The organism is Streptomyces sp. JLBJ103, assembly GCF_058215575.1.
The window spans coordinates 3284605-3310673 of the sequence record NZ_CM177089.1 but is presented as its reverse complement, the minus strand read 5'-3'; the positions used below and the strand labels follow the sequence as shown (position 1 = coordinate 3310673).

General features: G+C 71.3%; 23 protein-coding genes. 15 read left to right on the top strand and 8 right to left on the bottom strand.

The features are described 5' to 3' along the window. The first annotated feature begins 78 nt into the window (after window positions 1-78). Both AC4BEG_RS14435 and AC4BEG_RS14430 read left to right on the top strand, forming a co-directional pair. On the top strand, window positions 79-1026 hold the full coding sequence (locus AC4BEG_RS14435) for an ABC transporter ATP-binding protein (RefSeq protein ID WP_490706279.1): 948 nt from the start codon (window positions 79-81) through the stop codon (window positions 1024-1026). After that, entirely contained in the window at window positions 1013-1915 is a 903-nt protein-coding gene (locus AC4BEG_RS14430) for an ABC transporter permease (RefSeq protein ID WP_490706278.1), read from the top strand. Before AC4BEG_RS14435 ends, AC4BEG_RS14430 begins: the two co-directional genes overlap by 14 nt. Window positions 1916-1963: 48 nt before the next feature. On the opposite strand, the gene AC4BEG_RS14425 is transcribed toward AC4BEG_RS14430, so the two are convergent. The 8 genes from AC4BEG_RS14425 to AC4BEG_RS14390 all read right to left on the bottom strand — a co-directional run bounded on the left by AC4BEG_RS14425 (window position 1964) and on the right by AC4BEG_RS14390 (window position 13324). Next, window positions 1964-2980, bottom strand: coding sequence for a M28 family metallopeptidase (locus AC4BEG_RS14425; RefSeq protein ID WP_490706277.1), 1017 nt, complete (start codon window positions 2978-2980; stop codon window positions 1964-1966). Window positions 2981-3139: 159 nt separating this feature from the next. After that, window positions 3140-4225 carry an EamA family transporter RarD gene (gene rarD, locus AC4BEG_RS14420; protein ID WP_490706276.1) on the bottom strand — a complete coding sequence of 362 codons (1086 nt, stop codon included), beginning with the start codon at window positions 4223-4225 and terminating at the stop codon, window positions 3140-3142. A 147-nt stretch (window positions 4226-4372) separates the two neighbouring features. Further along, window positions 4373-6364: an APC family permease gene (locus AC4BEG_RS14415; protein WP_490706275.1), complete on the bottom strand. Its 1992-nt coding sequence runs from the start codon at window positions 6362-6364 to the stop codon at window positions 4373-4375. A 132-nt stretch (window positions 6365-6496) separates the two neighbouring features. Further along, on the bottom strand, window positions 6497-7576 hold the full coding sequence (locus tag AC4BEG_RS14410) for a 2-oxoacid:ferredoxin oxidoreductase subunit beta (protein ID WP_490706274.1): 1080 nt from the start codon (window positions 7574-7576) through the stop codon (window positions 6497-6499). Next, entirely contained in the window at window positions 7569-9521 is a 1953-nt protein-coding gene (locus AC4BEG_RS14405) for a 2-oxoacid:acceptor oxidoreductase subunit alpha (RefSeq protein WP_490706273.1), read from the bottom strand. Before AC4BEG_RS14405 ends, AC4BEG_RS14410 begins: the two co-directional genes overlap by 8 nt. Before the next feature lie 298 nt (window positions 9522-9819). Continuing rightward, window positions 9820-10479: a LuxR C-terminal-related transcriptional regulator gene (locus tag AC4BEG_RS14400; RefSeq protein ID WP_490707085.1), complete on the bottom strand. Its 660-nt coding sequence runs from the start codon at window positions 10477-10479 to the stop codon at window positions 9820-9822. Window positions 10480-10600: 121 nt separating this feature from the next. Further along, the gene (locus AC4BEG_RS14395) at window positions 10601-11944 is read right to left on the bottom strand and encodes a sensor histidine kinase (RefSeq protein ID WP_490706272.1); all 1344 of its coding nucleotides are present in this window, start codon (window positions 11942-11944) and stop codon (window positions 10601-10603) included. Window positions 11945-12109: 165 nt separating this feature from the next. Further along, window positions 12110-13324 carry a sensor histidine kinase gene (locus tag AC4BEG_RS14390; RefSeq protein ID WP_490706271.1) on the bottom strand — a complete coding sequence of 405 codons (1215 nt, stop codon included), beginning with the start codon at window positions 13322-13324 and terminating at the stop codon, window positions 12110-12112. 268 nt (window positions 13325-13592) lie between these two features. Between AC4BEG_RS14390 and AC4BEG_RS14385 the strand changes: the two genes are divergently transcribed. From AC4BEG_RS14385 to AC4BEG_RS14325, 13 genes are all read left to right on the top strand, one after another. Beyond that, window positions 13593-14009 carry an NADH-quinone oxidoreductase subunit A gene (locus tag AC4BEG_RS14385; RefSeq protein WP_490706270.1) on the top strand — a complete coding sequence of 139 codons (417 nt, stop codon included), beginning with the start codon at window positions 13593-13595 and terminating at the stop codon, window positions 14007-14009. Then, window positions 14000-14641, top strand: coding sequence for an NADH-quinone oxidoreductase subunit B (locus AC4BEG_RS14380; RefSeq protein WP_490706269.1), 642 nt, complete (start codon window positions 14000-14002; stop codon window positions 14639-14641). Before AC4BEG_RS14385 ends, AC4BEG_RS14380 begins: the two co-directional genes overlap by 10 nt. Beyond that, window positions 14638-15897 (top strand): NADH-quinone oxidoreductase subunit C, encoded by a 1260-nt coding sequence (locus tag AC4BEG_RS14375; RefSeq protein WP_490706268.1) that lies wholly within the window; start codon window positions 14638-14640, stop codon window positions 15895-15897. Before AC4BEG_RS14380 ends, AC4BEG_RS14375 begins: the two co-directional genes overlap by 4 nt. Next, entirely contained in the window at window positions 15894-16859 is a 966-nt protein-coding gene (locus AC4BEG_RS14370) for a complex I subunit 1/NuoH family protein (protein WP_490706267.1), read from the top strand. The genes AC4BEG_RS14375 and AC4BEG_RS14370 overlap by 4 nt, the downstream gene beginning before the upstream one ends. Then, window positions 16859-17473: a NuoI/complex I 23 kDa subunit family protein gene (locus AC4BEG_RS14365; RefSeq protein ID WP_490706266.1), complete on the top strand. Its 615-nt coding sequence runs from the start codon at window positions 16859-16861 to the stop codon at window positions 17471-17473. Before AC4BEG_RS14370 ends, AC4BEG_RS14365 begins: the two co-directional genes overlap by 1 nt. Then, the gene (locus AC4BEG_RS14360; RefSeq protein WP_490706265.1) at window positions 17470-18123 is read left to right on the top strand and encodes an NADH-quinone oxidoreductase subunit J family protein; all 654 of its coding nucleotides are present in this window, start codon (window positions 17470-17472) and stop codon (window positions 18121-18123) included. The genes AC4BEG_RS14365 and AC4BEG_RS14360 overlap by 4 nt, the downstream gene beginning before the upstream one ends. Beyond that, window positions 18123-18524, top strand: a complete 402-nt coding sequence (gene nuoK / locus AC4BEG_RS14355) for an NADH-quinone oxidoreductase subunit NuoK (protein WP_490706264.1) — start codon at window positions 18123-18125, stop codon at window positions 18522-18524. The genes AC4BEG_RS14360 and nuoK overlap by 1 nt, the downstream gene beginning before the upstream one ends. Then, window positions 18521-20536 carry an NADH-quinone oxidoreductase subunit 5 family protein gene (locus AC4BEG_RS14350; RefSeq protein WP_490706263.1) on the top strand — a complete coding sequence of 672 codons (2016 nt, stop codon included), beginning with the start codon at window positions 18521-18523 and terminating at the stop codon, window positions 20534-20536. Before nuoK ends, AC4BEG_RS14350 begins: the two co-directional genes overlap by 4 nt. 3 nt (window positions 20537-20539) lie before the next feature. Further along, window positions 20540-22135, top strand: a complete 1596-nt coding sequence (locus AC4BEG_RS14345) for a complex I subunit 4 family protein (protein WP_490706262.1) — start codon at window positions 20540-20542, stop codon at window positions 22133-22135. Then, the gene (locus tag AC4BEG_RS14340) at window positions 22135-23718 is read left to right on the top strand and encodes an NADH-quinone oxidoreductase subunit N (RefSeq protein ID WP_490706261.1); all 1584 of its coding nucleotides are present in this window, start codon (window positions 22135-22137) and stop codon (window positions 23716-23718) included. Before AC4BEG_RS14345 ends, AC4BEG_RS14340 begins: the two co-directional genes overlap by 1 nt. Window positions 23719-23865: 147 nt before the next feature. After that, complete coding sequence (gene htpX / locus AC4BEG_RS14335) at window positions 23866-24729, top strand: zinc metalloprotease HtpX (protein ID WP_490706260.1); 864 nt, start codon at window positions 23866-23868, stop codon at window positions 24727-24729. Next, a complete protein-coding gene (locus AC4BEG_RS14330) occupies window positions 24726-25118 on the top strand; it encodes a YccF domain-containing protein (protein WP_490706259.1) in 393 nt (130 codons plus the stop codon). Before htpX ends, AC4BEG_RS14330 begins: the two co-directional genes overlap by 4 nt. 213 nt (window positions 25119-25331) lie before the next feature. Further along, entirely contained in the window at window positions 25332-25907 is a 576-nt protein-coding gene (locus tag AC4BEG_RS14325; protein ID WP_490707084.1) for a GNAT family N-acetyltransferase, read from the top strand. Window positions 25908-26069: the final 162 nt, after the last annotated feature.

Sequence of the window (26069 nt, the reverse complement as noted above, 5' to 3'; positions counted from 1 at the left end):
AACGCACCACAGCAGTACGCACGTCGGCAGTGCGCACCACAGCAGTACGCACCACAGCGGTACGGCGAAGGGGAGCCCGTGGAGGAAACCGGGGCCGCGGTCGAGACCCGCGGGCTCACCAAGCGCTACCGGGGCGGCCAGCTCGCCGTCGACGGTCTCGATCTGACGGTGCCGCGGGGCAGCGTCTTCGGCTTCCTCGGGCCCAACGGCTCGGGGAAGACGACAACCATCCGCATGCTCATGGGCCTGATCGAGCCGACCTCCGGAGCCGCCCGGCTGCTCGGCGAACCCATGCCGCGCGCCGCCCGTGGCGTGCTGCCCAGGGTCGGGGCCCTCATCGAGGGCCCCGCGCTCTACCCCTATCTGACCGGCCGGGACAATCTGCTGCGCTACGACGCCGCCGATCCCACCGCCGATCCGCGCACCCGCCCCGCCCGCGTCGCCTCCGCCCTGGACCGGGTGGGCCTCACCGCGGCGGCCGGGAAGAAGGCCCGCGCCTACTCGCTCGGGATGAAGCAGCGCCTCGGCCTGGCCGCCGCCCTGCTCCAGCCGCGTGAGCTGCTGGTCCTGGACGAGCCGACCAACGGCCTGGATCCGCAGGGCATGCGGGAGATCCGCAGTCTGGTGCGGGAGCTGGCGGGGGAGGGCACCACGGTCTTCCTCTCCTCCCATCTGCTCGACGAGATCGAGCAGGTCTGCACCCATGCGGCCGTCATGGCCCAGGGGAAGCTGATCACCCAGGGCACCGTCGCCGAGCTGGCCGAGAGCAGCCGCGGCCGGCTGTCGGTCACCACCCCGGATCCGGCGGACGCGGTCCGCGTTCTGAAGGAGCACGGGGTGACGGATCTGGTGGTGCTCGACGAGCGGGTCCTCGGTGAGCTGCCCCAGACGCCCCTGGAACTGGCGGATCTCAACGCCGCCTTGGTACGCGAAGGGGTGCGGGTCCGGGCCTTCGGCACCGAGCGCGCCTCGTTGGAGGACGCCTTCGTGGCGCTGACCGGGGAGGGTTTCGATGTCGCGGGCTGAGGCCGGAACGCTGGAGGCACCCGCGCCGCGGCGGCCGCGTCCGCTGTGGACGCTGGCCCTCTTCCGCAGCGAGCTGGCCACCACCTTCCGGCGCTGGCGGACCCTTGCCCTGCTCGGGGTGCTCGCGGCCATCCCCGTCCTCATCGGCATCGCGGTGAAGATCGAGACCAGCGACGGCGGCGGGGTCGGACAGGGCGGTGGCGGCGGGGAGGGCGAGGCCCCGGCGTTCTTCTCCCAGATCACCAACAACGGGATCTTCCTGGTCTTCGCCGCGCTGGCGGCCACGCTGCCCGTCTTCCTGCCGATGGCGATCGGTGTGATCGCCGGTGACTCGATCGCGGGCGAGGCGGGTGCGGGGACGCTGCGCTATCTGCTGGTGGCGCCCGCGGGCCGTACCCGGCTGCTGCTGGCCAAGTTCACCGCCGTCATGGCCTTCTGCCTGGTGGCCACCCTGGTGGTGGCCATCACCGGGCTGGCGACCGGGGCGCTGCTCTTCCCGCTCGGGGACATCACCCTGATCTCCGGCACCACCGTCTCCTTCGGTGACGGACTGGTGCGCGCCCTGGGCGTGGCGGCCGTCGTGGCGCTGTCGCTGGTGGGGATCGCGACGGTGGGCGTGTTCATCTCCACCCTGACCAACAGCGGTATCGCGGCCATGGCCACCACCGTGGGACTGGTGATCACCACGCAGATCCTCGATACCATCCCGCAGCTGCACGCGATCCAGCCGTATCTCTTCCCGCACTACTGGCTGAGCTTCGCGGATCTGCTCCGGGACCCGGTCTACTGGGACGACCTGGTCAAGAACCTCGGGTTGCAGGGGCTGTACGTGGCCGTGTTCGGCTCGGCGGCCTGGGCCCGGTTCACCGCGAAGGACATCACGGCCTGAGCCGACCGGGCCGAACACGACGCGGCACTGACGGGGGGGAGCGGGCGATCAGGCGCCGCTCAGCTTCCACAGCGCGTAGGCGATGGCGTCGCTGTTGCGGTCCAGCGCGGTGTCGTTGATGTTGCTCGTGGTGTCACATGAGCGGTGGTAGCAGCGGTCGAACGGCTGCCCTGAGGTACCGCCCCACTTCTGGGCCTGGGCCGCCGTCTTGCGGTAGTCGGCGCCGCTGAACAGCCCGCCCACCGGGATGCCGACGTCCTTGAACGAGGCGTGGTCCGAGCGGCCGTCGCCCTCGGTCTCGGGTTCGGTGGCGATGTTCTGGCCGCTGAAGTACTGCTTGAACACGGACTCGATGGCCGGGTCGTCGTCGTAGACGAAGTAGCCCGGGTTGGGCGACCCGACCATGTCGAAGTTGAGATAGGCGTCGATCTTGGCACGGTCGGCGGAGGACAGCCGGTTGACGTAGTTCCGGGATCCGACCATCCCGAACTCCTCGGCGCCCCACCAGCCAAACCGCAGATGCTTGGTGGGCTTTGCCCCCGCGCGGGCGACGGCGAGCGCGTTCTCCAGGACGGCGGCGGAGCCGGAACCGTTGTCGTTGATACCGGGACCGGCGGAGACGGAGTCCAGATGGGCCCCGGCGAACACCACGTTGTTGGTGTCACCACCGGGCCAGTCGGCGATGAGGTTATAGCCGGTGCTGCCGAAGTAGCTGAACTGCTGCACGGTGGTGGTGAATCCCGCGGCGTCCAGCTTGCCCTTGATGTAGTCGAGGGACGCCTTGTAGCCGGGGCGGCCGTGGGCGCGGTTGCCGCTGTTGGCGGTGGCGATGGACTGGAGCTGGCTGAGGTGGGCCTTCACATTGGCCACCGGGATGTCCGGTGCGGCCAGGGCGCTGCCGGAGGCCGCGGGGCGGGCCGCCGCGGCGGCGGTACCGCCCGGTGCGGCGGCGGGCGCGGCCCCGACCAGGGCGGCGATCGCGGTGCCGACGGCCGCGGCGGTCGTGGTGCGGCGCAGCCAGGATCTTCGGGACGTGAGGGGGTGTCGAGCTGCCGATGACGACATGGGGGGCTCCGAATTCCGAACGCGGACAGGACGGAATGACGTGATGCGATGTGATGCACGTGCCCGTGGGGGCGATGGAGCGGTGAACCGGCGACGCGGTGGTGATGCGGCTGATGGTCCGGGTGGTGCTGACTCCGCGTCAAGGGCGGGAATCGGACATCAGCCGCCGGATATCGACCCGCCGTGCTTCTCCGGAGCGATACCAGGAGCCGTACCCGGGGCGGTACCCGGGGCGATGTCCGCTACGGCGTCGGCGGTGGCCACCGGTACGCCGTCGTGGCCGGAACGGGAACCGGAGTCGGGTTCGGCGACTACGGGGGACAGCCCCGCCCGCGCGGCGGCGTCGGCCAGCTCCCGCCGCGCCCGGTGCGCGGTGTGCAGTGCGTCCCAGGTCAGCAGGGTGAGCGCACACCAGACCAGGGCGAAGCCGGCCCATCGCTCGGGCGGCATCGACTCATGGAAGACCACCAGACCCAGGGTGAACTGGAGGATGGGCGCGACGTACTGGAGCATGCCGATCGTCGACAGCGGCAGCCGCACCGCCGCTGCCCCGAAGCAGATCAGCGGCAGCGCGGTGATGACACCGCAGCTCGCCAGCAGCGCCGAATGGCCCGCGCCCCCGCTGCCGAAGGTGCTGTCACCGCGCGCCCCGAGGAACACCAGAAAGCCGAGCGCGGGCAGGAACTGGACGGCGGTCTCGGCGGCCAGCGACTCCAGTCCGCCCAGTCCGACCCGCTTCTTGACCAGGCCGTAGGTGGCGAAGGAGAAGGCGAGGGTGAGCGCGATCCAGGGCAGCTTGCCGTAGCCGATGGAGAGCACCACCACGGCCACCACCCCGATGCCGACCGCGGCCCACTGCGCGGGGCGCAGCCGCTCACGCAGCAGCAGCACCCCGAAGGCGATGCTGACCAGGGGGTTGATGAAGTATCCGAGGGCGGTCTCGACCACGTGTCCGCTGTTGACACCCCAGATGTACAGACCCCAGTTGATCGAGATGACGCTCGCCGCGATCGCGATCATCCCCAGCTGCCGGGGCTGCCGCAGCAGCGGCCGGATCCAGGCCCAGCGGCGCAGCACGAGCAGGATCAGCCCGACGGCCGCCAGGGACCACACCATCCGGTGGGCGAGGATCTCCACCGCGTTCGCGGGCTCCAGCAGCGGCCAGAAGAGTGCCCCCAGTCCCCACATGCCGTAGGCCGCGAAGCCGTAGAGGAGCCCGGCGCGATCCTGTTGCTGCGGCTTCATGACCCCTCCCCGATGTGCGGGACATCCCTGGTGACCTGATGAAGGTAGCGCCCGGGAAGCCGTCTGTCATTCCCGTCTCATGGATACGGTGATGACAGGGGAGGGGTGGTAGGGGATCACCTGGTGATGTCCGTGATGCCCTTGAGGTCATGGAGAGCCACCGCGACCGCCTCCGCCAGCGGACCGCCGCCGCCCCATCGCCCGCACCGCCCGGCCGACGTCGAACGGCAGGATCGTCACCGCCACCCCCGGCAGATGTTCCAGCGCCTTCGCCAGCGCCTCCGCCGTCCCGCGGTGGAGCAGCTTGCCCAGTGGCGAGGAGTAGGTGCGGCGCGGCACCAGCAGGGTCAGCGCGGTCCGGCCGTCCTCGGTGGTACGGGCCGCCAGCTCCCGCACCGTATGGCGCAGCCGCCGGTCCGGGCACTCCACGACCTCCAGCGCCACGGTCACCCCCGCGGTCCGCTCCCACCGGGCCATCAGTCTGCGGGCATGGCTCTCGTCGATCATGATGTGCAGCGCCCGCACCTCGTCGGGCCGCAGCTCATGGGCGTAACGCAGCGCCTCGACCGTCGCGAGGTCGACGCTGTCCGCCAGCACGTACACCACATGGCGGTGCCAGCGCGACGCGTCGTCGGCGGGACCGGGGACCGCCTCCAGGGCCGCCGCCTCCGCGCGGTACTCGCGGTTGATCCGGATCAGCGCCCAGACGCCGAGCGGGAAGACCACTACGACCAGCCAGGCGCCTTCGGTGAACTTGGTGACCGCGAAGATCAGCACCACCGTCGCGGACACCACCGCGGTGATGAGGTTGACCGCGACCTTCCGGATGCGGCCCCGCTCCCCGCGTCGCAGGTGATACGCGGTCAGCCCGGCCCCGGCCATGGTGAACGCGGTGAACACCCCGATCGCGTACAGCGCGACCAGTCGGTCCACATTGGCGTCCGTGACCACGAGCAGCGCGATCGCCACTACCGCCAGCGAGATGATCCCGTTGGAGAACGCCAGCCGGTGGCCGCGCCGGGTGAGCTGCCGGGGCAGAAAGCGGTCCTCGGCGACAAAGCTGGCCAGGAAGGGGAAGCCGGTGAACGGGGTGTTGGCGCCGGTGTAGAGGATCAGCGCGGTGGCGAGCTGGACGAACGCCAGCCCCAGCGCGCCCGGTACCCCGCCGCCGAAGACCAGATGGGCCTCCTGCGCCAGAACGGTCGGGGTGCCGTCCTGGTAGGGGATGGCGTGGGTGAAGTGGGCCATCGCCGAGACACCCAGCACCAGCGTGCCCAGCACACAGCTCATCGCGACCAGGGTGCGGCGGGCGTTGACGCCCTGGGGTTCCTGGAAGACGGAGACGCCGTTGGAGATCGCCTCCAGACCGGTGAGCGAGGAGCCGCCGTTGGCGAAGGCGCGCAGCACCATGAAGAGCGAGGCGCCGTAGAGCCATCCGCTCCCCGGCTCCCCGAGCGGTACCGCGCCCGCGGCGTGCACATCGGCGTGCGGCAGCCGCCCGGTGAGCCCGCGGATCACCCCGATCACCAGCATCAGCCCGACGGCGAGCATGAACAGATAGGCGGGGACCGCGAAGACCCGGCCCGCCTCGCGCAGTCCGCGCAGATTGCCGTAGGTGAGGATCACCACCACACCGACGCTGAGCGGGAGTTGGAGGTGGTCGAGCCCGGTCCAGCTGTTGCCCAGCAGATGGGCGAAGGAGATGATCGCGTTGGTGCCGGCGGAGACCTGGACGGCGACGGTGACGATGTAGTCGACCAGCAGCGCGACCGCGGCGATCTGCGCGATGTCGGGGCCGAAGTTCTCCCGGGCGACGATGTACGAGCCGCCCGCGCGGGTGTAGATCGTCACCACATCGCTGTAGCAGAGCGTCAGCAGCAGCAGTACCAGCAGGATCGCCCCGGTGACCGGCAGGATCAGGGTGAACGCCGCGACCCCGATGACGGGCACCAGCACCCGCAGCATCTCCTCGCTGCCGTAGGCCGTGGAGGAGATGCAGTCCGAGGCGAGCACACCCAGGGCGATGGGGTTGCGCAGCTTCTCGCGCCGGATGCGCTCGGTGACCAGGGGCGGGCCGAGCAGCCGCCGTTTGACGCGGTAGCCGAGGCGGTCGGGCAGCGGGGCGGCGGTGTCGGCCATGGGCTTATGACAGCCGCTTCCCAGTCGGCGCGCGGTCCGACGCTCCGGCTGCTCAGCCGCCTGCGCCCGGACGTACGAACGCCCCCGCGGGCGCCGGAGCGCTCGCGGGGGCGGGTACGGAGCGGGGGCGGCTCAGCCGACGACGGTCCAGGTGTCGTTCCCGGTGAGCAGTGCGCCGAGGTCGCCCTTGCCCTTCTGCTCGACGGCGGCCTCGAGTTGGGTCGCCATGTCGGTGTCGTAGACCGGCCGCTCGACATTGCGCAGCACCCCGATCGGGGTGTGGTGCAGAGTGTCGGGGTGGGCCAGCCGCGACAGGGCGAAGGCGGTGGTGGGGGAGGCGGCGTGGGCGTCGTGGACCAGGATCCGGTCCTCGTTCTCCGCGGTGACCGTGACCACTTCCAGATCGCCGGTGGCCTGGTCGCGCACCACACCCTTGGCCTGGTCGACGCCGAAGCGGATCGGCTTGCCGTGCTCGAGCCGGATGACGGCCTCTTCGGCCTGCTGCTTGTCCTTGAGGACCTCGAAGGCGCCGTCGTTGAAGATGTTGCAGTTCTGGTAGATCTCCACCAGCGCGGTGCCCGGATGGGCGGCGGCCTGCCGCAGCACCTCGGTGAGGTGCTTGCGGTCGGAGTCCACGGTGCGGGCGACAAAGCTCGCCTCGGCCCCCAGCGCCAGCGACACCGGGTTGAAGGGCGCGTCCAGCGAGCCCATTGGCGTGGACTTGGTGATCTTGCCGACCTCGGAGGTCGGGCTGTACTGCCCCTTGGTCAGACCGTAGATGCGGTTGTTGAACAGCAGGATCTTCAGGTTGACGTTGCGGCGCAGGGCGTGGATCAGGTGGTTGCCGCCGATGGACAGCGCGTCGCCGTCACCGGTGACCACCCACACCGACAGATCGCGGCGGGAGGCGGCGAGGCCGGTGGCGATGGCGGGGGCGCGGCCGTGGATGGAGTGCATCCCGTAGGTGTTCATGTAGTACGGGAAGCGGGAGGAGCAGCCGATACCGGAGACGAAGACGATGTTCTCCTTGGCCAGGCCGAGTTCGGGCATGAAGCCCTGGACGGCGGCCAGGATCGCGTAGTCGCCGCAGCCGGGGCACCAGCGCACTTCCTGATCGGACTTGAAGTCCTTCATGGACTGCTTGGCCTCGGCCTTGGGGACCAGCGAGAGCGCCTCGATGCCGGGCATCCCGTGTGCGACGGTCTCAGTCATCGATGGCCTCCTTGAGGGTCGCGGCCAGCTGCTCGGCCTTGAACGGCATGCCGTTGACCTGGGTGTAGGAGCGGGCGTCGACGAGATAGCGGGCGCGGATGAGGGTGGCCAGCTGGCCCAGGTTCATCTCGGGCACCACCACCTTGTCGTAATCCCCCAGCACCTTCCCGAGGTTGGCCGGGAAGGGGTTGAGATGGCGCAGATGGGCCTGGGCGACCCGGTCGCCCGCGGCTCGCACCCGGCGCACCGCCGCGGTGATGGGCCCGTAGGTCGAACCCCAGCCAAGCACCAGGGTGCGGGCGTCACCGGTGGGGTCGTCCACCTCGAGGTCGGGTACCCGGACACCGTCCACCTTGGCCTGGCGGATACGGACCATGTGGTCGTGGTTGGCCGGGTCGTAGGAGATGTTGCCGGTGCCGTCCTGCTTCTCGATCCCGCCGATGCGGTGCTCCAGACCGGGCGTACCGGGCACGGCCCAGGGGCGGGCGAGGGTCTCCGGGTCGCGCTTGTACGGCCAGAACACCTCGGTGCCGTCGGCCAGCACATGGTTGGGCCCGGTGGTGAACTGCACCCGCAGATCGGGCAGATCGTCGATCTCCGGGATCCGCCAGGGCTCCGAGCCGTTGGCCAGATAGCCGTCGGAGAGCAGGAAGACCGGGGTGCGGTAGGCCAGCGCGATCCGGGCCGCGTCCAGCGTGGCGTCGAAGCAGTCGGCTGGGGTCCGGGGGGCCACGATCGGCACCGGCGCCTCGCCGTTCCGCCCGTACATGGCCTGGAGTAGATCGGCCTGCTCGGTCTTGGTGGGCAGACCGGTGGAGGGGCCGCCGCGCTGGATGTCGATCACCAGCAGCGGAAGCTCCAGCGACACCGCGAGACCGATGGTCTCGGACTTCAGCGCCACACCCGGGCCGGAGGTGGTGGTCACCGCCAGCGCCCCGCCGAAGGCGGCGCCCAGCGCGGCGCCGATGCCCGCGATCTCGTCCTCCGCCTGGAAGGTGCGCACACCGAAGTTCTTGTGGCGTGACAGCTCGTGCAGGATGTCGGAGGCCGGGGTGATCGGGTACGAGCCCAGGAACAGCGGCAGATCAGCCTGGCGCGAGGCCGCGATCAGCCCGTAGGACAGCGCCAGATTGCCGGAGATATTGCGGTAGGTGCCCGCCGGGAAGGCGGTGGTCGCCGGTGCCACCTCGTAGGAGACGGCGAAGTCCTCGGTGGTCTCGCCGAAGTTCCAGCCCGCCCGGAACGCCGCGACGTTGGCCTCCGCGATCTGAGGCTTCTTCGCGAACTTCTGCCGCAGGAACTTCTCGGTGCCCTCGGTGGGCCGGTGGTACATCCACGACAGCAGGCCGAGCGCGAACATGTTCTTGCTGCGCTCCGCCTCCTTCCGGGACAGCCCGAAGTCCTTCAGGGCCTCGATGGTGAGGGTCGTCAGCGGCACCGGGTGGACGTGGTAGCCGTCCAGCGAGCCGTCCTCCAGCGGGCTGGTCTCATAGCCCACCTTCGCCATCGGACGCTTGGTGAACTCATCGGTGTTGACGATGATTTCGGCCCCGCGCGGCACATCGCCCAGATTGGCCTTGAGTGCGGCCGGGTTCATCGCGACCAGCACATTGGGGGCGTCGCCGGGGGTGAGGATGTCGTGATCGGCGAAGTGGAGCTGGAAGCTGGAGACTCCCGGCAGCGTTCCGGCGGGGGCGCGGATCTCCGCCGGGAAGTTCGGCAGGGTGGACAGGTCGTTGCCGAACGACGCGGTCTCGGAGGTGAACCGGTCACCGGTGAGCTGCATACCGTCACCCGAGTCGCCCGCGAACCGGATGATCACCCGGTCCAGGCGGCGGACCTCCTTGCCGCCGTCCGGTGTTCGCTCTCCCCCGGCGGGCTCGGGCCCGCCCTGCTGATCGGCTGGTTCGGCCTGCTCGGCCGGGCTACTGACCTGGCTGGTCACTGCTTCGGACCTCCCTTGAGGCGGCGCTCCTGGACAGTCGGTGCCGACCGGTTGTCCCATGACCATCGTACGTCGGTAAGGGTCGCCTTCCTTGGCTGGATCACATGGTGGACATCAATTTCTGGACCCTTTATGTCACGGTTTGACACGACTGGTACCCTCCCCCGTGTTGTCATTTCCGCTGATCCCCCGTTCAGCCTTTGGCTTCGCTTTGGCGCCGTGGAGCCCCGGGCACACCCGGCCCGGACCTGGGTTCTGACGGCAGGTCACACCGTCGCCCACGGTCCTGACCGCCCGATCAGGAATTGAGATACGTGAGCACCGCGAGCACCCGACGGTGATCCCCGTCACTCGGGGACAGTCCCAGCTTCAGGAAGATGTTGCTGACGTGCTTCTCGACCGCCCCGTCGCTCACCACCAGCTGCCGGGCGATCGCCGAGTTCGTCCGGCCCTCGGCCATCAGCCCCAGCACCTCCCGCTCCCGTGGGGTGAGCCCGGCCAGCACATCCTGCTTACGGCTGCGGCCCAGCAGCTGGGCGACCACCTCCGGGTCGAGGGCGGTGCCGCCCTCGGCGACCCGCACCACGGCGTCCACGAACTCGCGGACCTCGGCCACCCGGTCCTTGAGCAGATAGCCCACCCCGCGGCTGCTGCCCGCCAGCAACTCCGTCGCGTACTGCTCCTCCACGTACTGTGACAGCACCAGCACACCCAGTCCCGGGTGGTCCCGGCGCAGCCGGACGGCCGCCCGCACCCCCTCGTCGGTGTGGGTCGGCGGCATCCGCACATCGGCGACCACCACATCCGGCAGCGCGCCCTCGTCCGCCAGCTCGCGGATCGACTTGATCAGCGCATCGGCGTCGCCCACCCCCGCGATGACCTCATGGCCACGGTCGGTCAGCAGCCGGGTCAGCCCCTCGCGCAGCAACACCGAATCCTCGGCGATGACCACCCGCACTCTGTCCTTCACGATGCACGGCCCCCGTTCGTTCGGTTCGTCGGGACCAGCATCCCAGGATTCGGACGCCCGCGTCGCACGGACCCGGTGGGGCAGCGGTGGGGGCAGGCGTTTCCGGCCGTCAGCGCCAGGGCAGCTCGGCGGTGACCGCGGTCGGGCCGCCGGGCGGGGAGTGGACGATGAGGATGCCGTCCACCGCGTCGAGCCGCTCGGCCAGACCGGCGAGACCCGATCCGGCGGAGGTGTTGGCTCCGCCCCGGCCGTCATCGGTGACCTGGAGCATCACCCGGTCCTCGGCCCGCCACACATCGACCCCGGCGCTCCGGGCGGCGCTGTGTTTGCTGATGTTCTGGAGGAGTTCGGAGACGGTGAAGTAGGCGATGCCCTCGATGGCGGGTGCGGGGCGGTGGGGGAGGTCGACGGTGACGGTGACGGGGACGGTGCAGCGGGCGGCGAGTGCGGAGAGGGCGGGGCCCAGGCCGCGGTCGGTGAGGATGGCGGGGTGGATGCCGCGGGCGAGGTCGCGTAGTTCCTGGAGGGCGAGTTTGACCTCGCCGTGGGCTTCGTCGACCATCCTGGCCGCGGCCTCGGGGTCCTCCTCGAGCTTCTCCTTGGCCAGGCCCAGGTCCATGGCGAGGGCGGCGAGGCGGGCCTGTGCTCCGTCGTGGAGATCGCGTTCGATACGGCGCAGATCGGCGGCGGCGGTGTCCACCACCGTCCCCCGGTCCGACTCCAGCTCCCAGACCCGGCTGGCCAGCCGGGACGGGCCCAGCAGCCCGGACACCATCAGCCGGTCGACCGCGGTCAGCCCGCGGATCGTCGGCGGCGTCAGCAGCAGTACCACCGCCCCGACGGCACAGGTCGCGGCGATCTCCAGCGGGGAGTCCAGATAGAACGCGTTCCCGTCGTGGTCGCCCCACACCTGAATGCCCGGCTGGTCGCCGAAGGCGGGGAAGGTCCAGCGCCACAGCGGATAGGTCACAAAGCCCCAGCCGTAGCAGAAGAGAACGGTCGCCACCACGAACCCGAAGATGGCCCATGGCAGATGGAGCAGGGCGTAGAGCGCATGGCGCCAGGAGGTGCCGCTCTTGAGCATCGCGCCCACCCAGGCCAGCGGCCCGGTCCCGCGGCGGCCGTCCTTGCCGCTCCCCGGACGGACCGGCTCGGGGGCGGCCACCTCCAGCCCGAGCAGCGCACGGGCCCGCGCCCGCTCCACGGAACCCAGCGCCCGACAGCCCGCGAGGGCCAGACCGAGCACCGGTACCCCGAGGAAGGTGACCAGCAGCCCGGCGCCCAGCACGATCATCGTGACCGTGTAGGCGAAGGAGAGGACGGCCATCGGCAGGCTGACCAGCAGATAGAGGAGTTCGCGCCAGACGCGGCCGCTGAATGGCGCCCGCAGCGCCGCGGCAAAGCTGCCGCGGGGCTCCGCCCCCGGCCCGTACGGTCCATATGCGGTGGCCATCGTGGTGTCCGTCCTCCGGGGCGCCGGTGGTCCGGCGCACTGCGCGACGTGGGTGGGTGTCGTCCGTGTGCCTCAAGACTCCCGGACGGGGGCGGGCCGGACCATCGGGGAGGTCGGCGTCTTCACCCGGGGGCTAGCCCTACCTCCGGGGGCGTACGGAATCCCTCAGCGGGCCGTAGGAACACTGTCCCGCCAGGGCACCTCGGCGATGACCGACGTCGGCCCGCCGGGCGGGGAGTCCACGGTGAAGCGCCCGTCGACCGAGCCCAGCCGCTCCGCGAGCCCCGCCAGTCCGCTGCCCCCGGCCGTGTTCGCCCCACCGCGGCCGTCGTCCCGCACCTGGAACAGCAGCCTGCCGTCCGCGTGCCACATCTCCACCGTCGCCGTGCGGGCGGCGCTGTGTTTGCTGATGTTCTGGAGGAGTTCGGAGACGGTGAAGTAGGCGATGCCCTCGATGGCGGGTGCGGGGCGGTGGGGGAGGTCGACGGTGACGGTGACGGGGACGGTGCAGCGGGCGGCGAGTGCGGAGAGGGCGGGGCCCAGGCCGCGGTCGGTGAGGATGGCGGGGTGGATGCCGCGGGCGAGGTCGCGTAGTTCCTGGAGGGCGAGTTTGACCTCGCCGTGGGCTTCGTCGACCATCCTGGCCGCGGCCTCGGGGTCCTCCTCGAGCTTTTCCTTGGCCAGACCGAGGCCCATGGCGAGGGCGACCAGGCGGGCCTGAGCTCCGTCGTGGAGATCGCGTTCGATACGGCGCAGATCGGCGGCGGCGGTGTCCACCACCGTCCCCCGGTCCGATTCCAGCTCCGCGATCCGCCGCTCCAGCTCGTCCGAGGGCGACAGCAGCCCGCGCACCATCGCCCGGTCCACATGGGTGAGCGCGCGGGCGATCCAGGGCAGCACCGGCCAGGCGATGATCAGCGAGACCAGCGCGATGGCGAAGGTGAGCACACCCCAGGGCAGCCGGATGAAGCCGTACAGAGTGCTCCGCCAGCCCACCGGGTCCCGCAGACTCGTCGACAGCCGACTGAAGAAGCTCTGGTCCCGCAGCTGCGGCAGCCGGCTCGGCTCGTCCACCCGCACCGAGAGCAGCGCCCTGGCCCGGGACCGCTCGAACCGGCCGAACATCCGCCCGCCGACCAGCCCGGCGGCCAGCAGCGGCAGCCCCACCACCGTGATCGTCAGCCCCGCCCCCAGGGCCAGCCAGACCACGGCGTAGACGAAGCCGACGATGCCCACCGGCAGGTTCAGCAGCAGATGGGCGATCTCCTTCCACGTCTGCGCGGGAAAGGCGAAGGCGGGCGGGCGGGGCAGGCGCTCATCGGCGTCACCGGCCGCGGAGCCGGGGGATCCGGCCGACGGGCCGGAGGAACGGGAGGTCATAGCAGCCAAGAGTGCCGGTCCCGAAGACCCGGCGCCATGGGGTACGTCGCCGGGCGGGACGTAGGGCTAACCCCACCGGACGCGGGATGTCGTCCCACGGCCCGCCGGACCCGGCCCACCGCGTACCGGGCCTGCCCCCGCCGCATGCCGGACGGGCGGATCAGCCGGTGACCATCAGGGCCTAGACTCCCGTCCGTACGGATCGTCGAACACACGAGGTCGACGAGGAGCAGGCCAGACAGCCAGGATCAGGGAGCGAGGGGCGGACGTGCCGGAGGCGACGACCGTGCGCACCACCACCAGCGTCCAGCTCGCGGCCGACTACTTCCACGGATACGCGGTGGTCGGTCTGGTCGGAGCGGTCGGGGTGATCTTCGTAGCGGTGGCCTTCGGGGCCGGGCGGCTGCTGCGCCCCGTGGTCCCGACGCCCGAGAAGCTGCTGACGTACGAGTGCGGGGTGGACCCCGTGGGCGAGGGCTGGGCACACACCCAGGTCCGCTACTACGTCTACGCTTTCTTGTATGTGATTTTCGCGGTGGACTCGATCTTCCTGTTCCCGTGGGCGACGATCTTCGCCGCACCCGGTTTCGGTGCCGCCACGCTGGTGGAGATGTTCATCTTCCTCGGGTTCCTCGCCGTAGGTCTGCTGTACGCATGGAAGAAGGGCGTCCTGGAATGGACGTGACACCGACGACGAACCCGGCGACGGCTCCGGTCGATCTCCCGGAGCCCCGCCGCCTCGGCGCGCTCGCCCGGCTGGCCCCCGAGCCGATGAAGGTGGTCCTGAACTGGGGCCGCCGCTACAGCCTGTGGGTCTTCAACTTCGGCCTGGCCTGCTGCGCCATCGAGTTCATCGCGGCGTCCATGGCCCGCCATGACTTCATCCGGCTCGGTGTGATCCCCTTCGCGCCGGGGCCGCGCCAGGCCGACCTGATGGTCGTCTCCGGCACGGTCACGGACAAGATGGCGCCCGCGGTGAAGCGGCTGTACGAGCAGATGCCGGAGCCGAAGTACGTGATCTCCTTCGGGGCCTGCTCCAACTGCGGCGGCCCGTACTGGGACTCGTACTCGGTGACCAAGGGCGTCGACCAGATCATCCCCGTCGATGTGTACGTCCCCGGCTGCCCGCCCCGGCCGGAGGCCCTGCTCCAGGGCATCCTCAAGCTCCAGGAGAAGATCGCCCGCGAGTCGCTCGGCGAGCGCTACGGCGCGGACGCCGCCGCGGGCCGTCCCTCCACGGCCGCCCTCCGCAGCGGCCTGGTCACGCCGCCGGAGCAGCCTCGGCAGCAGCCTCCGGCGCAGGAAGACACCCGATGACCGAGCAGCGACACGAACCGATCGAGCCCACGGAGGAGGCAGCGCAGGCTCCGGAGACCCCGGCCGCCGCCGCGCCGCCCGTGGGCTGGCTGCCGCGGTCCGCCGCCGAGCTGTTCGGCGAGGGCGCCACGGCGGAGGAGGCATACGGCCTGCTCACCGTCGACGTCCCCGCCGAGTCCTGGACCGCGGCGCTGGAGACGGCCCGCGACACCCTCGGCTGCACCTACTTCGACTGGCTGAGCGCGGTCGACGAGCCGGGCGAGGGCTTCCGCGTGGCCGCGTACGTCGTCGCGCTCGCGGGGCCCGCGGCCCCGGGCCCGGCGGTGCGCACGCTGCTGGTCCGCACCACCGTCCCGCACGACGCGCCCGTGCTGCCCACCGCCACCGGCGTCTACGCCGGTGCGGCCTGGCACGAGCGCGAGACCCACGAGATGTTCGGGATCGGCTTCACCGGCCATCCCCATCTGGCACCGCTGCTGCTCCCCGACGGCTTCGAGGGCCATCCGCTGCGCAAGGACTTCGTCCTGGCGGCCCGGGTCGCCAAGGCATGGCCGGGTGCGAAGGAGCCGGGGGAGTCGGACCACGGCGGGCCCAAGCGGCGGCAGATGCTGCCGCCGGGCGTTCCCGACCCCAACGAATGGGGCCCGCTCAAGGGCCAACTGCCGCCCGCCCCGGCCCGTCCGGCGCGCGGCGCCCGCGCGACGGGCGAGCGCCCGGCGCGCCGTACCCGCACGGCGAGCGCCGGCTCGGCGAGCCAGCAGCCGGCGGCGGACGCGGCGGCCCCGGCCGAGCGGCCCGCGCGGCGCGCGCGTAGTGCGAGCGAGGGCTCGGCGAGCCAGCAGCAGGCGACCTCGTCCGCCGAGCCGACGACGGAGCCCCAGGCTGCGCCTGAGCGCCCGGTGCGGCGTGCGCGCAGCGCGAGCGGCGGTTCGGCGAGCCAGCGTGACCAGGCAGCCTCGGCAGCGCCACCGGCGGCACCGGCGGCACCGGAGACCCCGGAGACCCCGGCGACGGAAGCCGCGTCGGACGCCGCGCCTCCGGCCGCTCCGGAGCGGCCCGCCCGCCGTGCGCGGTCCTCCGACGCGCCCTGGCATCACGCCCGCCCGGCGTACGGCGACGAACCCACAGGTGACAAGGGCGAACCTGACCCGACCGAGTCCGGGAAACCCGAAGCCGAATCCCAACCCCGCCCGTCCGGCGAGGACCCCCGCCCTGACGAGACCAGCACCGACGACCAGCCAGGAGGCACCGGGTGAACGACGTCCTCGACGTCGCGCTGCGACTGCTCGTCCTGCTGCTCGCCTTCCTGGTCCTGCCTCTGGTCGTCGGGCAGACCGAGCACAAGGTGATGGCCCATATGCAGGGCCGTCTCGGACCGATGTACGCGGGCGGCTTCCACGGCTGGGCCCAACTCGTCGCGGACGGCGTGAAGTTCGCGCAGAAGGAGGACATCGTCCCGGCCGGGGCCGACCGGCGGATCTTCCAGCTCGCGCCCGCCGTCGCGCTGCTCCCGTACCTCCTGGTGCTCGTCGCGATCCCGATCGGCCCCGCCGAGGGCGCCGTCGGTCAGTTCGTGGACGCCGGGATCTTCTTCGTGCTCGCCGTGATGGGCGTCGGCGTCCTGGGTTCGCTGATGGCGGGCTGGGCATCGGCCAACAAGTTCTCGCTGCTCGGCGGTCTGCGGACGGCCGCCCAGCTGATGGCGTACGAGCTGCCGATGCTGCTGACCGCCGCGTCCGTGGCGATGGCCGCGGGCACCGTCTCGCTGCCCGGCATCCTCGACGCCTTCGAGTGGTGGTGGGTGCCGTGGCAGATCGTCGGCGGGGTGGTGTTCTTCACCGCGGGCCTGGCCGAGCTGCAACGCCCGCCGTTCGACGCCCCGGTGGCCGACTCCGAGATCATCTTCGGTGCGTACACCGAGTACACCGGGCTGCGCTTCGCGCTCTTCCTGCTCGCCGAGTACGCGGGCATCGTGATCCTGTGCGGGCTGACCACCGTGCTCTTCCTCGGCGGCTGGCACGGTCCGTTCGCCGATGACCTCGGCTGGCTGTGGACCCTGCTGAAGACCGCCGTCCTCGCCTTCGTCGTGATCTGGCTGCGGGTGACCTATCCCCGGCTGCGCGAGGACCAGCTCCAGCGGTTCGCCTGGACCTGCCTCATTCCGCTCTCCCTGGCCCAGATCGCCCTCACCGGCGTCGTCAAGGTGGTGATCTCCTGATGGGCATTCCCGGTTCCGGACTGGCCAAGGGCCTGGCCGTCACCCTCCGCACGATGACGCGGAAGTCGCACACCGCGCAGTATCCGGACGCACAGCCCGAACTGCCGCCCCGCACCCGCGGGGTGATCGGGCTGTTCGAGGAGAACTGCACGGTCTGCATGCTCTGCGCCCGGGAGTGCCCGGACTGGTGCATCTACATCGACTCCCACAAGGAGACCGTGCCCCCGGCCACCCCCGGCGGGCGTGAGCGCAGCCGGAACGTGCTGGACCGGTTCGCCATCGACTTCGCGCTGTGCATGTACTGCGGTATCTGCATCGAGGTGTGCCCGTTCGACGCGCTGTTCTGGTCACCGGAGTTCGAGTACGCCGAGACCGATATCCGCGAGCTCACCCATGAGCGGGACAAGCTCCGCGAGTGGATGTGGACGGTGCCCGCGCCGCCCGCGCTCGATCCGGCCGCGGAGGAGCCCAAGGAGCTCGCCGCCGCCCGCAAGGCCGCCGACAAGCTGGCCGCCGCGGAGGCGGCCGCGGCCGCCGAAGCCGACGCCGGTACCACCAGCACGGACGGCGAGACCCCCGGCGACACCTCCCGCGGGAACGGAGCCGCATCGTGAGTTCCGTAAGTTCGCTCGCGGCAGCCACCGGCCGCGAGCTCGCCGGTCGCGGTCTCGCCGCCGCCGGTCACGGCTTCCTGTCGCCCACCGGCGTCGAGATCGCTTTCCTCCTCGTCGGCCTCGCCACCCTCGGCGCGGCCGTCGTCACCGTCACCACCAAGCAGCTGGTGCACGCGGCCCTCTGGCTGGTGGTCACGCTCGGCGGTCTCGCCGTGGAATACCTTCTGCTGACCGCGGAGTTCATCGCCTGGGTGCAGGTGCTGATCTACGTCGGATCCGTGGTGGTCCTCCTCCTCTTCGGGCTGATGCTCACCAAGGCGCCCATCGGCCGCTCACCGGACGCCGATTCGGGCAACCGCCCGGCCGCCCTCGCGGTGGCCATCGCTGCCGCTGCCGCGCTGGTCTGGGTGGTCGTGGACGCCTTCCGGACCACCTGGATCGACCTCGACAAGGGCGTACAGGGCGCCACCGCCGTCACCGGCGACAGCCTCTTCCGGCACTGGGTGCTGCCCTTCGAGGCGCTGTCCGTGCTGCTGCTCGCCGCGCTCGTCGGCGCGATCGTCCTGTCCCGCAAGCGCGGCGGCACGAGCGGCGACGGGCACACGAGCGCCACCAACAGCGCCACCAGCAGCGGCAAGGAGAAGCGCTGATGCACCTCGCCTATCCCGCCGTCCTCGCGGTCCTCCTCTTCTGCACCGGCCTCTACGGCGTGCTCGCCCGCCGCAACGCGATCCTGGTGCTGATGTCGGTCGAGCTGATGCTCAACGCCGTCAACCTCAATCTCGTCGCCTTCGACGTCTGGCTCCGCGACACCCTGCACGCGGGCCAGGCCCTCACCCTGTTCACCATCGCCATCGCCGCCGCCGAGATCGGCATCGGTCTGGCCATCGTCCTCCTCGTCCACCGCAACCGCGGCACCGCCGACGTCGACCGGCTCCGGGACCTCGCCGATCCCCCTCCGGTCGGCACCCCCGCCGCTGACGACAGCGTGACAGCCCCCACTGACAACGGCGCCGACCAGGCAACTCCCGTTCGGAGGCAGACCGCGTGACGACCACGACCGCCGCCGTTCTCGTCCCCCTGCTGCCCTTCCTCGGCGCCCTCGCGGGCCTCGGGGCGGGCCGCCGCGCCCCCGGCTTCGTCCGCCCGCTCGCCGTGCTGCCCACCCTGGCCGCGGCCGCGCTCGCCGTGCTCGTCGCCGTACGCCAGGGCGGGGGAGAGGGCGCCGGAACCGCGCCCCTGCACGTGTCGACCCGGCTCGCCGACACCGGCTCGGTCCCGATCGACCTCGCCCTGAACATCGACGGCTTCGCCGCCCTGGTCGCGGTCCTCGTCGGCGCCGTGGCCACGTGCGTCCAGATCTACTCGACCGGCTATCTGCGCGACGACCCGCGCTACCCCTCCTACGCCGCGCTGGTCTCCCTCTTCACCTCCGCGATGCTGCTCGTCGTCTACTCCGACGACCTCATCGTGCTGTTGGTCGGCTGGGAGATCATGGGCATCTGCTCGTACTTCCTGGTCGGCCACTACTGGGAGACCGCGGCCGCCCGGTCCGCCTCCCTCAAGGCGTTCCTGGTCACCAAGCTGGGCGATGTCCCGTTTCTGATCGGCATCTTCGTGCTCGCGGGCGACACCGGCACGTATCGCATCAGCGGCATCGTCACCCGGCTCACCTCCGACTCAGGCGCCCCGCTGGACCATCCGACCCTGATCGCGCTGCTGCTGCTCGCCGGGGTCGCGGGCAAGTCCGCGCAGTTCCCGCTGCACACCTGGCTGCCCGACGCGATGGCCGGCCCCACCCCGGTCTCGGCGCTCATCCACGCCGCGACGATGGTCGCCGCCGGTGTCTACTTCATCGCGCGGCTGCTGCCCGTCTTCGTCTCCTCCGCCGCCGCGCTCGCCGTGCTAGCCGCCATGGCGGCCGTCACCATGGTCGGCTCGGCGCTCGCCGCGCTCGCCCAGGACGACATCAAACGCGTCCTCGCCTACTCGACCATCGGTCAACTCGGCTATATGACGGGCGCCCTGGCCGTCGGCGACCGCGGCGCCGCCATCTTCCACCTCATCGCGCACGGCGCGTTCAAGGCGCTCCTCTTCCTCGGCGCGGGCGTGATCATCCACGCCGCCGGGACCAACTCGCTCGCCGCCATGTCCCGGATGAGCGGCCTCGCCAAGCGGATCCCGGACGCCTTCTGGACCGTGACGGTCGCGCTGCTCGCGCTCGCCGCCCTCCCGCCCTTCGCGGGCTTCTTCTCCAAGGAGGCCGTCCTCGGCGCCGCCGAGCACGCCGCCACCGGCCACACCGCCGACATCCCCGAGGGCGTCGGCTGGACCGTACTCGTCTCCGGGGTGCTCACGGCCCTGCTCACCGCCGGCTACGCCACGCGGCTGTGGCTGATGGCCTTCCGGGGCAAGGGCGAGCCCGCCCCCGACCACGGAAAGCAGCCGGTCGCCATGAACGCCGTGCTGTGGGCGCTGTTCGTGCCCACCGCCGCGCTCGGCCTGACCTACGGCGTCCTGCCCGACTGGTTCGACGGCCAGAGCCTCACCCCGACCCTCACCACCTCCGTCGTGGGCACCGGCATGGCCCTCGCCGGCGCGCTGGTGATGTACGGCGCCTGGCGGCACACCTCCGCCCGCGCCGCCCGCCTCCCGCTCGGCGCGCTGGCCGCCCACCCGGACGCCGCCGACGCCGTCTCCGAGGCCGAGGCCATCGCCACCCACGAGGCCGCCTACGGCTCCGTCGCCGGGGCGACCGACCCGGCCGACCCCGGCCGTCTGCTGCTCGGCCCGCTGCACCGCCACGCGGCCACCGGCTTCCACCTCGACGCCGTCTACAGCGCGCTGTTCGTCCGCCCGGTGCGCGCCGCCGCCGGTCTCGTCCGGTTCCTCGACCGCGCGGTCATCGAGACCTATGTGCGCGGCGCGGCCGGTGCGCCCGGCCTGTTCGGCGCGGCCGTCCGCCGCGCCCAGAACGGCAATGTGCAGACCTATCTCGGCGCACTGCTCGCGGGCTCCCTCGTCCTGGCCGTCGCCGCCGTCCTCGTCGCAGCGGGAGCCTGACCCGTGAACCACACCACCCTGCAAGTCCTCCTCCTGGCCCTGGTCGTGCTGCCGCTGCTCGGCTCCGTCGCCGCCCTGCTCCCGGCCCCGCCCGGGCTGCGCGGCCGCGGCCCCGAGCAGGCCGTGCTCCGGCACGGGGTGACCGTCACCGGCGCGGTGCTGGCCGTCGCCATCGCCCTGGCCGCCGGGTTCGATCACGGTCACCCGGCCCGGATGCAGGGGCAGACCGACGTCAGCTGGATCCCGGCGCTGGACATCCGGATCCACCTCGGGGTGGACGGCGTCTCCCTGCCACTGCTGGTGCTGACCGCGCTGCTGACGTTCCTCTGCGCGCTCTACGGCTACTTCAACCCGCCCGCCGGGCCGTCGCCCAAGGCGTTCGTCTCGCTGCTGCTCCTCCTGGAGGGCGGCACCCTCGCCGCCTTCGCGGTCCTCGACCTGATGCTGTTCTTCCTGGCGTTCGAGATGGTGCTCATCCCGATGTACTTCCTCATCAACCGATGGGGAGGCGCCGAACGGGAGCACGCCGCCTGGCGGTTCATCCTCTACACGCTGCTCGGCTCCGTCGTCATGCTGCTCGGCCTCCTCCTCGTCGGGCTCAAGGGCGGCACCTTCGACATGGTGGCACTCGCCTCCGACAAGGGGTCCGGGCTCAGCCACACCACCCAGCTGATCGCGGCCCTGGCCATCATCGTGGGACTGGCCGTCAAGGCCCCGATGTGGCCGCTGCACAGCTGGCTCCCCGACGCCCACACGGCCGCCCCCACCGTCGGCTCCGTCCTCCTGGCGGGCGTCCTGCTCAAGATGGGCACCTACGGACTGGTGCGCATCGTGCTGCCGATGACCCCCGACGGTGCCCACACCTACGCGCCCTACCTCGGCGCGTTCGCCGTCGTGGGCATCCTCTACGGATCGCTCGCCTGTCTGGCGCTCGCGCGCACCGGCGGCAAGGGCGACCTCAAGCGGCTGATCGCCTACTCCTCCGTCGGCCACATGGGCTTTGTCCTCCTGGGCATCGCGACCCTCACCCCCACCGGGGTCAACGGCGCGCTGTTCGCCAACATCGCCCACGGCCTGATCACCGGGCTGCTGTTCTTCCTCGTCGGCGCACTCAAGGACCGCACCGGCACCACCGATCTCGACCAGCTCTCGGGCACCAGCGGCGCGGCCCTCTACGGGCGGGCCCCGCGCCTGGGCGGACTGCTCGCCTTCGGCGCCGTCGCCTCCCTGGGGCTGCCCGGACTCGCCGGGTTCTGGGGCGAGATGCTCGCCATGTTCGGCGCGTTCGAACCCGCCGACGGGCTCAGCCGCCCGGCGTACCTCACCTTCATGGCGCTCGCCGGATTCGGCACCCTGCTGACCGCCGCCTACATGCTCGTCGTCGTACGGCGCGTATGCATGGGCGACCACCCCGCCGAGCCCGGACAGCACCCCGCCGAACCGGGGGCCGAACGGCCCGCCCTGGCCGACGTCCGCGGCCACGAGGCCGCCGCCTGGAGCCCCCTGGTGGCCCTCACCGTCCTCGCCGGACTCTGGCCCGCGGCCCTCCTCGGCCTCAGCGACCCGGCCGTGCAAGCGCTCCTCGCGGGAGGCAAGTGATGACCCCGATCGCCACGGGCCCCTCCGGGCTCGCCACGGACTCCGCGGCGTTGGCCGGGAGCCTGGTCCAGTCGGTCGACTGGCTCGCCATCGCCCCGCCCACCATCGCCGCCGTGGCCGCCCTGGTCTGCCTCGTCGCCGACCTCTTCCTGCCCGAGAGCCGCAAGCCCCTGCTGGGCTGGCTGGCCGTCGTGGGTCTCGCCCTGGCCGCGCTCAGCCTGCTGCCGCTGGTGCACGGCGACCGTTCCACCTTCTGTCTGACCTCCGACGCCGATGTGTGCAGCTACACGGCCGACAGCTTCGCACTTGTCGTCCAGTTCCTGGTGCTCGGCGGGGCGCTGCTCACCGCGCTGCTGTCCATCAGCAATGTCGCCGATCTCAAACTCCCCGCGGGCGAGTTCTGGTTCCTGCTGCTGTCCTCCACCTCCGGCGCGGCCCTGCTGCCCGCCTCACGCGATCTGGCGACCCTCGTCATCGCCCTGGAAGTGGCCTCCCTCCCGGCGTTCGCCCTGGTCGGCATGCGCCGCGGCGACCGCCTCTCCTCCGAGGCCGCGCTGAAGTTCTTCCTCTCCTCGGTCACCGCGACGGCCGTGATGCTGCTCGGCGTCAGCTTCGTCTACGCCGCCACCGGCAGCCTCCATCTGTCCCGGATCGCCGAGGGCCTCACCCACGTCGATCCGCGGCTCGACACCCTCGCCCAGGCGGGCGTTGTCCTCACCCTGGTCGGCTTCGCGTTCAAGACCGCGGCCGTCCCCTTCCACTTCTGGGTGCCGGACACCTACGTGGGCGCGCCGGTCCCGGTGGCCGCCTATCTGTCCGTCGTGGGCAAGGCGGTCGGCTTCTCCGGCCTCATCCTGGTGACCGTCCTCGCCTTCCCGTCCTACGCCGAGGTGTGGGGCCCGGTGGTCGCCGTCCTCGCCGCGCTGACCATGACCGCGGGCAACGCCGCGGCGCTGCGCCAGCGCCCCGAGCGCGCCTTCAGCGCCGTCCGGCTGCTCGCCTGGTCCTCGGTCGCGCAGGCGGGCTATCTCCTGGTGCCGATCGCCGCCGCCGGGTACGGGGATAGCGCGAAGGAGATCTCCCACTCCGTGGGCACCACCGTCGCCTACGCCCTGATGTACGCGGCCGTGAACCTCGGGGCGTTCGCCGTGGCCGCCCTGGTGGCCCGTACCAGCCCGGGCAACCGGCTCACCGACTACCGCGGCCTGTACGCCACTCGTCCGGCCGCCGCCCTCGCCCTCGGCTTCTTCCTGCTCTGCCTGGCCGGGCTGCCCCCGGGCATCATCGGGCTCTTCGCCAAGGTGGCCGTCTTCTCCGCGGCCGTCGACGCCGGGCTGGGCTGGCTGGCCGTGGTGATGGCCGTGAACGTGGTGATCGCGCTCTACTACTACCTCCAGTGGACGGCGGCGCTGTTCCGCGCCCCTGCCGCGGAGGCCGCAGCGGCACCCACGGGAGAGGTGGCTCTCACCCGGACGGCGGCGGCCCCGCTCACCGCCGCCATCGGCCTGGCCGCCGTCCTCGGCATCGCCCTGTCCGGCGCCCCTGAGCTCGTGCTCCGCTTCGCCTCGGGCACGCTGCTGTGATCCGACCCTCACCGGTCGGCATCGTTCAGCCGTGTGCACAAGGGAACTAGAGGCTCTCACCTGGCGTTGACCAGTTCGGGAGGGTCCACTGGAAGGTGGAGACACCCACCGAAGGTTCCCCCGCGGCACTACTTGGGAGGGCGTACCGTGCACCGCCGGCACAACGGGCTGAAGACCGCCGTACTCCTCGGGGGACTGTCCGCGCTCATCATCGTCATCGGCAGCCTCTTCGGCCGTACGGGACTGATCATCGCGGTCTTCGTCGCCCTCGCGACCAACGCCTACGCCTACTGGAACAGCGACAAGCTGGCCCTGCGCGCCATGCGCGCGCGTCCCGTCAGCGAATTCGAGGCCCCCCAGCTCTACCGCATGGTCCGCGAGCTCTCCACGGCCGCCCGCCAGCCCATGCCCCGCCTCTACATCTCCCCGACCGAGGCCCCCAACGCCTTCGCGACCGGCCGCAACCCGCGGAACGCGGCGGTGTGCTGCACCGACGGCATCCTGCGGCTGCTCGACGAGCGTGAGCTGCGCGGGGTCATCGGCCATGAGCTGAGTCATGTCTACAACCGCGACATCCTCATCTCGTCGATCGCCGGTGCCCTGGCCACCGTGGTGATGTTCCTGGTCAACTTCGCCTGGCTGATCCCCATCGGCCGGTCCGACGACGACGAGGGCCCCGGCTTCCTCGGCATGCTGCTGATCATGATCCTGGGTCCGTTGGCGGCCTCCCTCATCCAGCTCGCGGTCAGCCGCTCCCGCGAGTACGAGGCGGACGCCTCCGGCGCCCAGCTCACCGGCGACCCCCTCGCCCTCGCCAGCGCCCTGCGCAAGCTGGACGCCGGGACCAAGCAGCTCCCGCTGCCTCCTGAGCCCCGTCTGGAGACGGCGAGCCACATGATGATCGCCAACCCCTTCGGGGCCGGTGGCGGCATGTCCAAGCTCTTCTCCACCCACCCGCCCATGGGCGAGCGCATCGCCCGGCTCGAAGAGATGGCAGGCAACCAGCGATGAAGACGATCCTGAACATCATCTGGCTGGTCTTCGGCGGCATCTGGATGGCCCTCGGCTATGTACTGGCCGGGCTGCTGCTGTGTATCACCATCATCGGCATCCCCTTCGGCATCGCCTCGTTCCGTATCGCGGGCTTCGCCCTGTGGCCCTTCGGCCGCATGGCCGTCCCCCGCCGCGACGCCGGCGCCCCCTCCTGCGTCGGAAACGTCCTCTGGCTCGTCCTCGCGGGCTGGTGGCTCGCCCTCGGCCACATCATCACCGGCGTGGTGATGTGCCTGACGATCATCGGCATCCCGCTGGGCCTGGCCAACTTCAAGCTGATCCCGATCTCCCTCACCCCCCTGGGCCACGAGATCGTCCGCACCGACCAGCCCTTCGCGGGGCGCTGAGGAGCACCGGACCCAACTGGTCCCGCTTCTCGGCCCGTTCGAGGTGGCCTGCGCCGCGGCCGACGTGTGTGAAGCTCGCGGGGGTACTGCTCGATGCGGGGGAGCGGACGAAGCATGCGCGGAAATGGGGTCCACCCTCACCGCATACGGCGGCATCTCGTCTCCGCGCCTGTTGGGGAAGATCCGAGCATTTCACCGAGGGAGCACCACGTGATGCCACCAGGAGCCATCACCGTCGAGCGATTGGACGGCCGTGCCGCTGCACGGGCCGAGGACGCGATCCGGCTGGTCTACGCCGAAGCCTTCGCCGAACCGCCCTACGAGGAGACCGCGGACGATATCGGCGCCGCCTTCCGCCGCTTCCCCTCCCAGACCCGCAACCGCTTCCCCTCCCAGACCCGCAAGGGCACCTTCCGTGCCACCCTTGCCCGCACCGAGGACGGCGAGCCGGTCGGCATGGCGTACGGCTCCCTGCTCGGCCCCGACGCGGAGTGGTGGGACAAACTGACCGAGCCCGTCTCCGACGACCTGCGACGAGAGACCGGACACCGCACCTTCGGGCTCATGGAACTCGCCGTTCGTCGTCCCTGGCGCAGGCGTGGCATGGCTCGCCGACTGCACGAGGCACTGCTCGACGGCATCGGGGCCGAGCGGGTGCTCCTCAACGTTCACCCGGACAGCGTGGCGGCGAGGACCGCGTACCACGCATGGGGCTATCGCAAGATCGGCGAGGCGCGCCCGTGGGCGGAGGCCGACCTCCACGACGTGTTGCTGCTCACCCTCCGCTGAGCGGAGGGTGCACGGTACGTCACCCACGGTCAATCTCGTCCATGTGCCCGCGGGCACAACATGACGGCGGGCACAACGGGGACACCGGCGGAGACTCTGCACTGCGATGGGCCCCGTTGCGCCCCGCGAAGTCTGCGTGATGGCGTTCACGCAGGTCAGAAT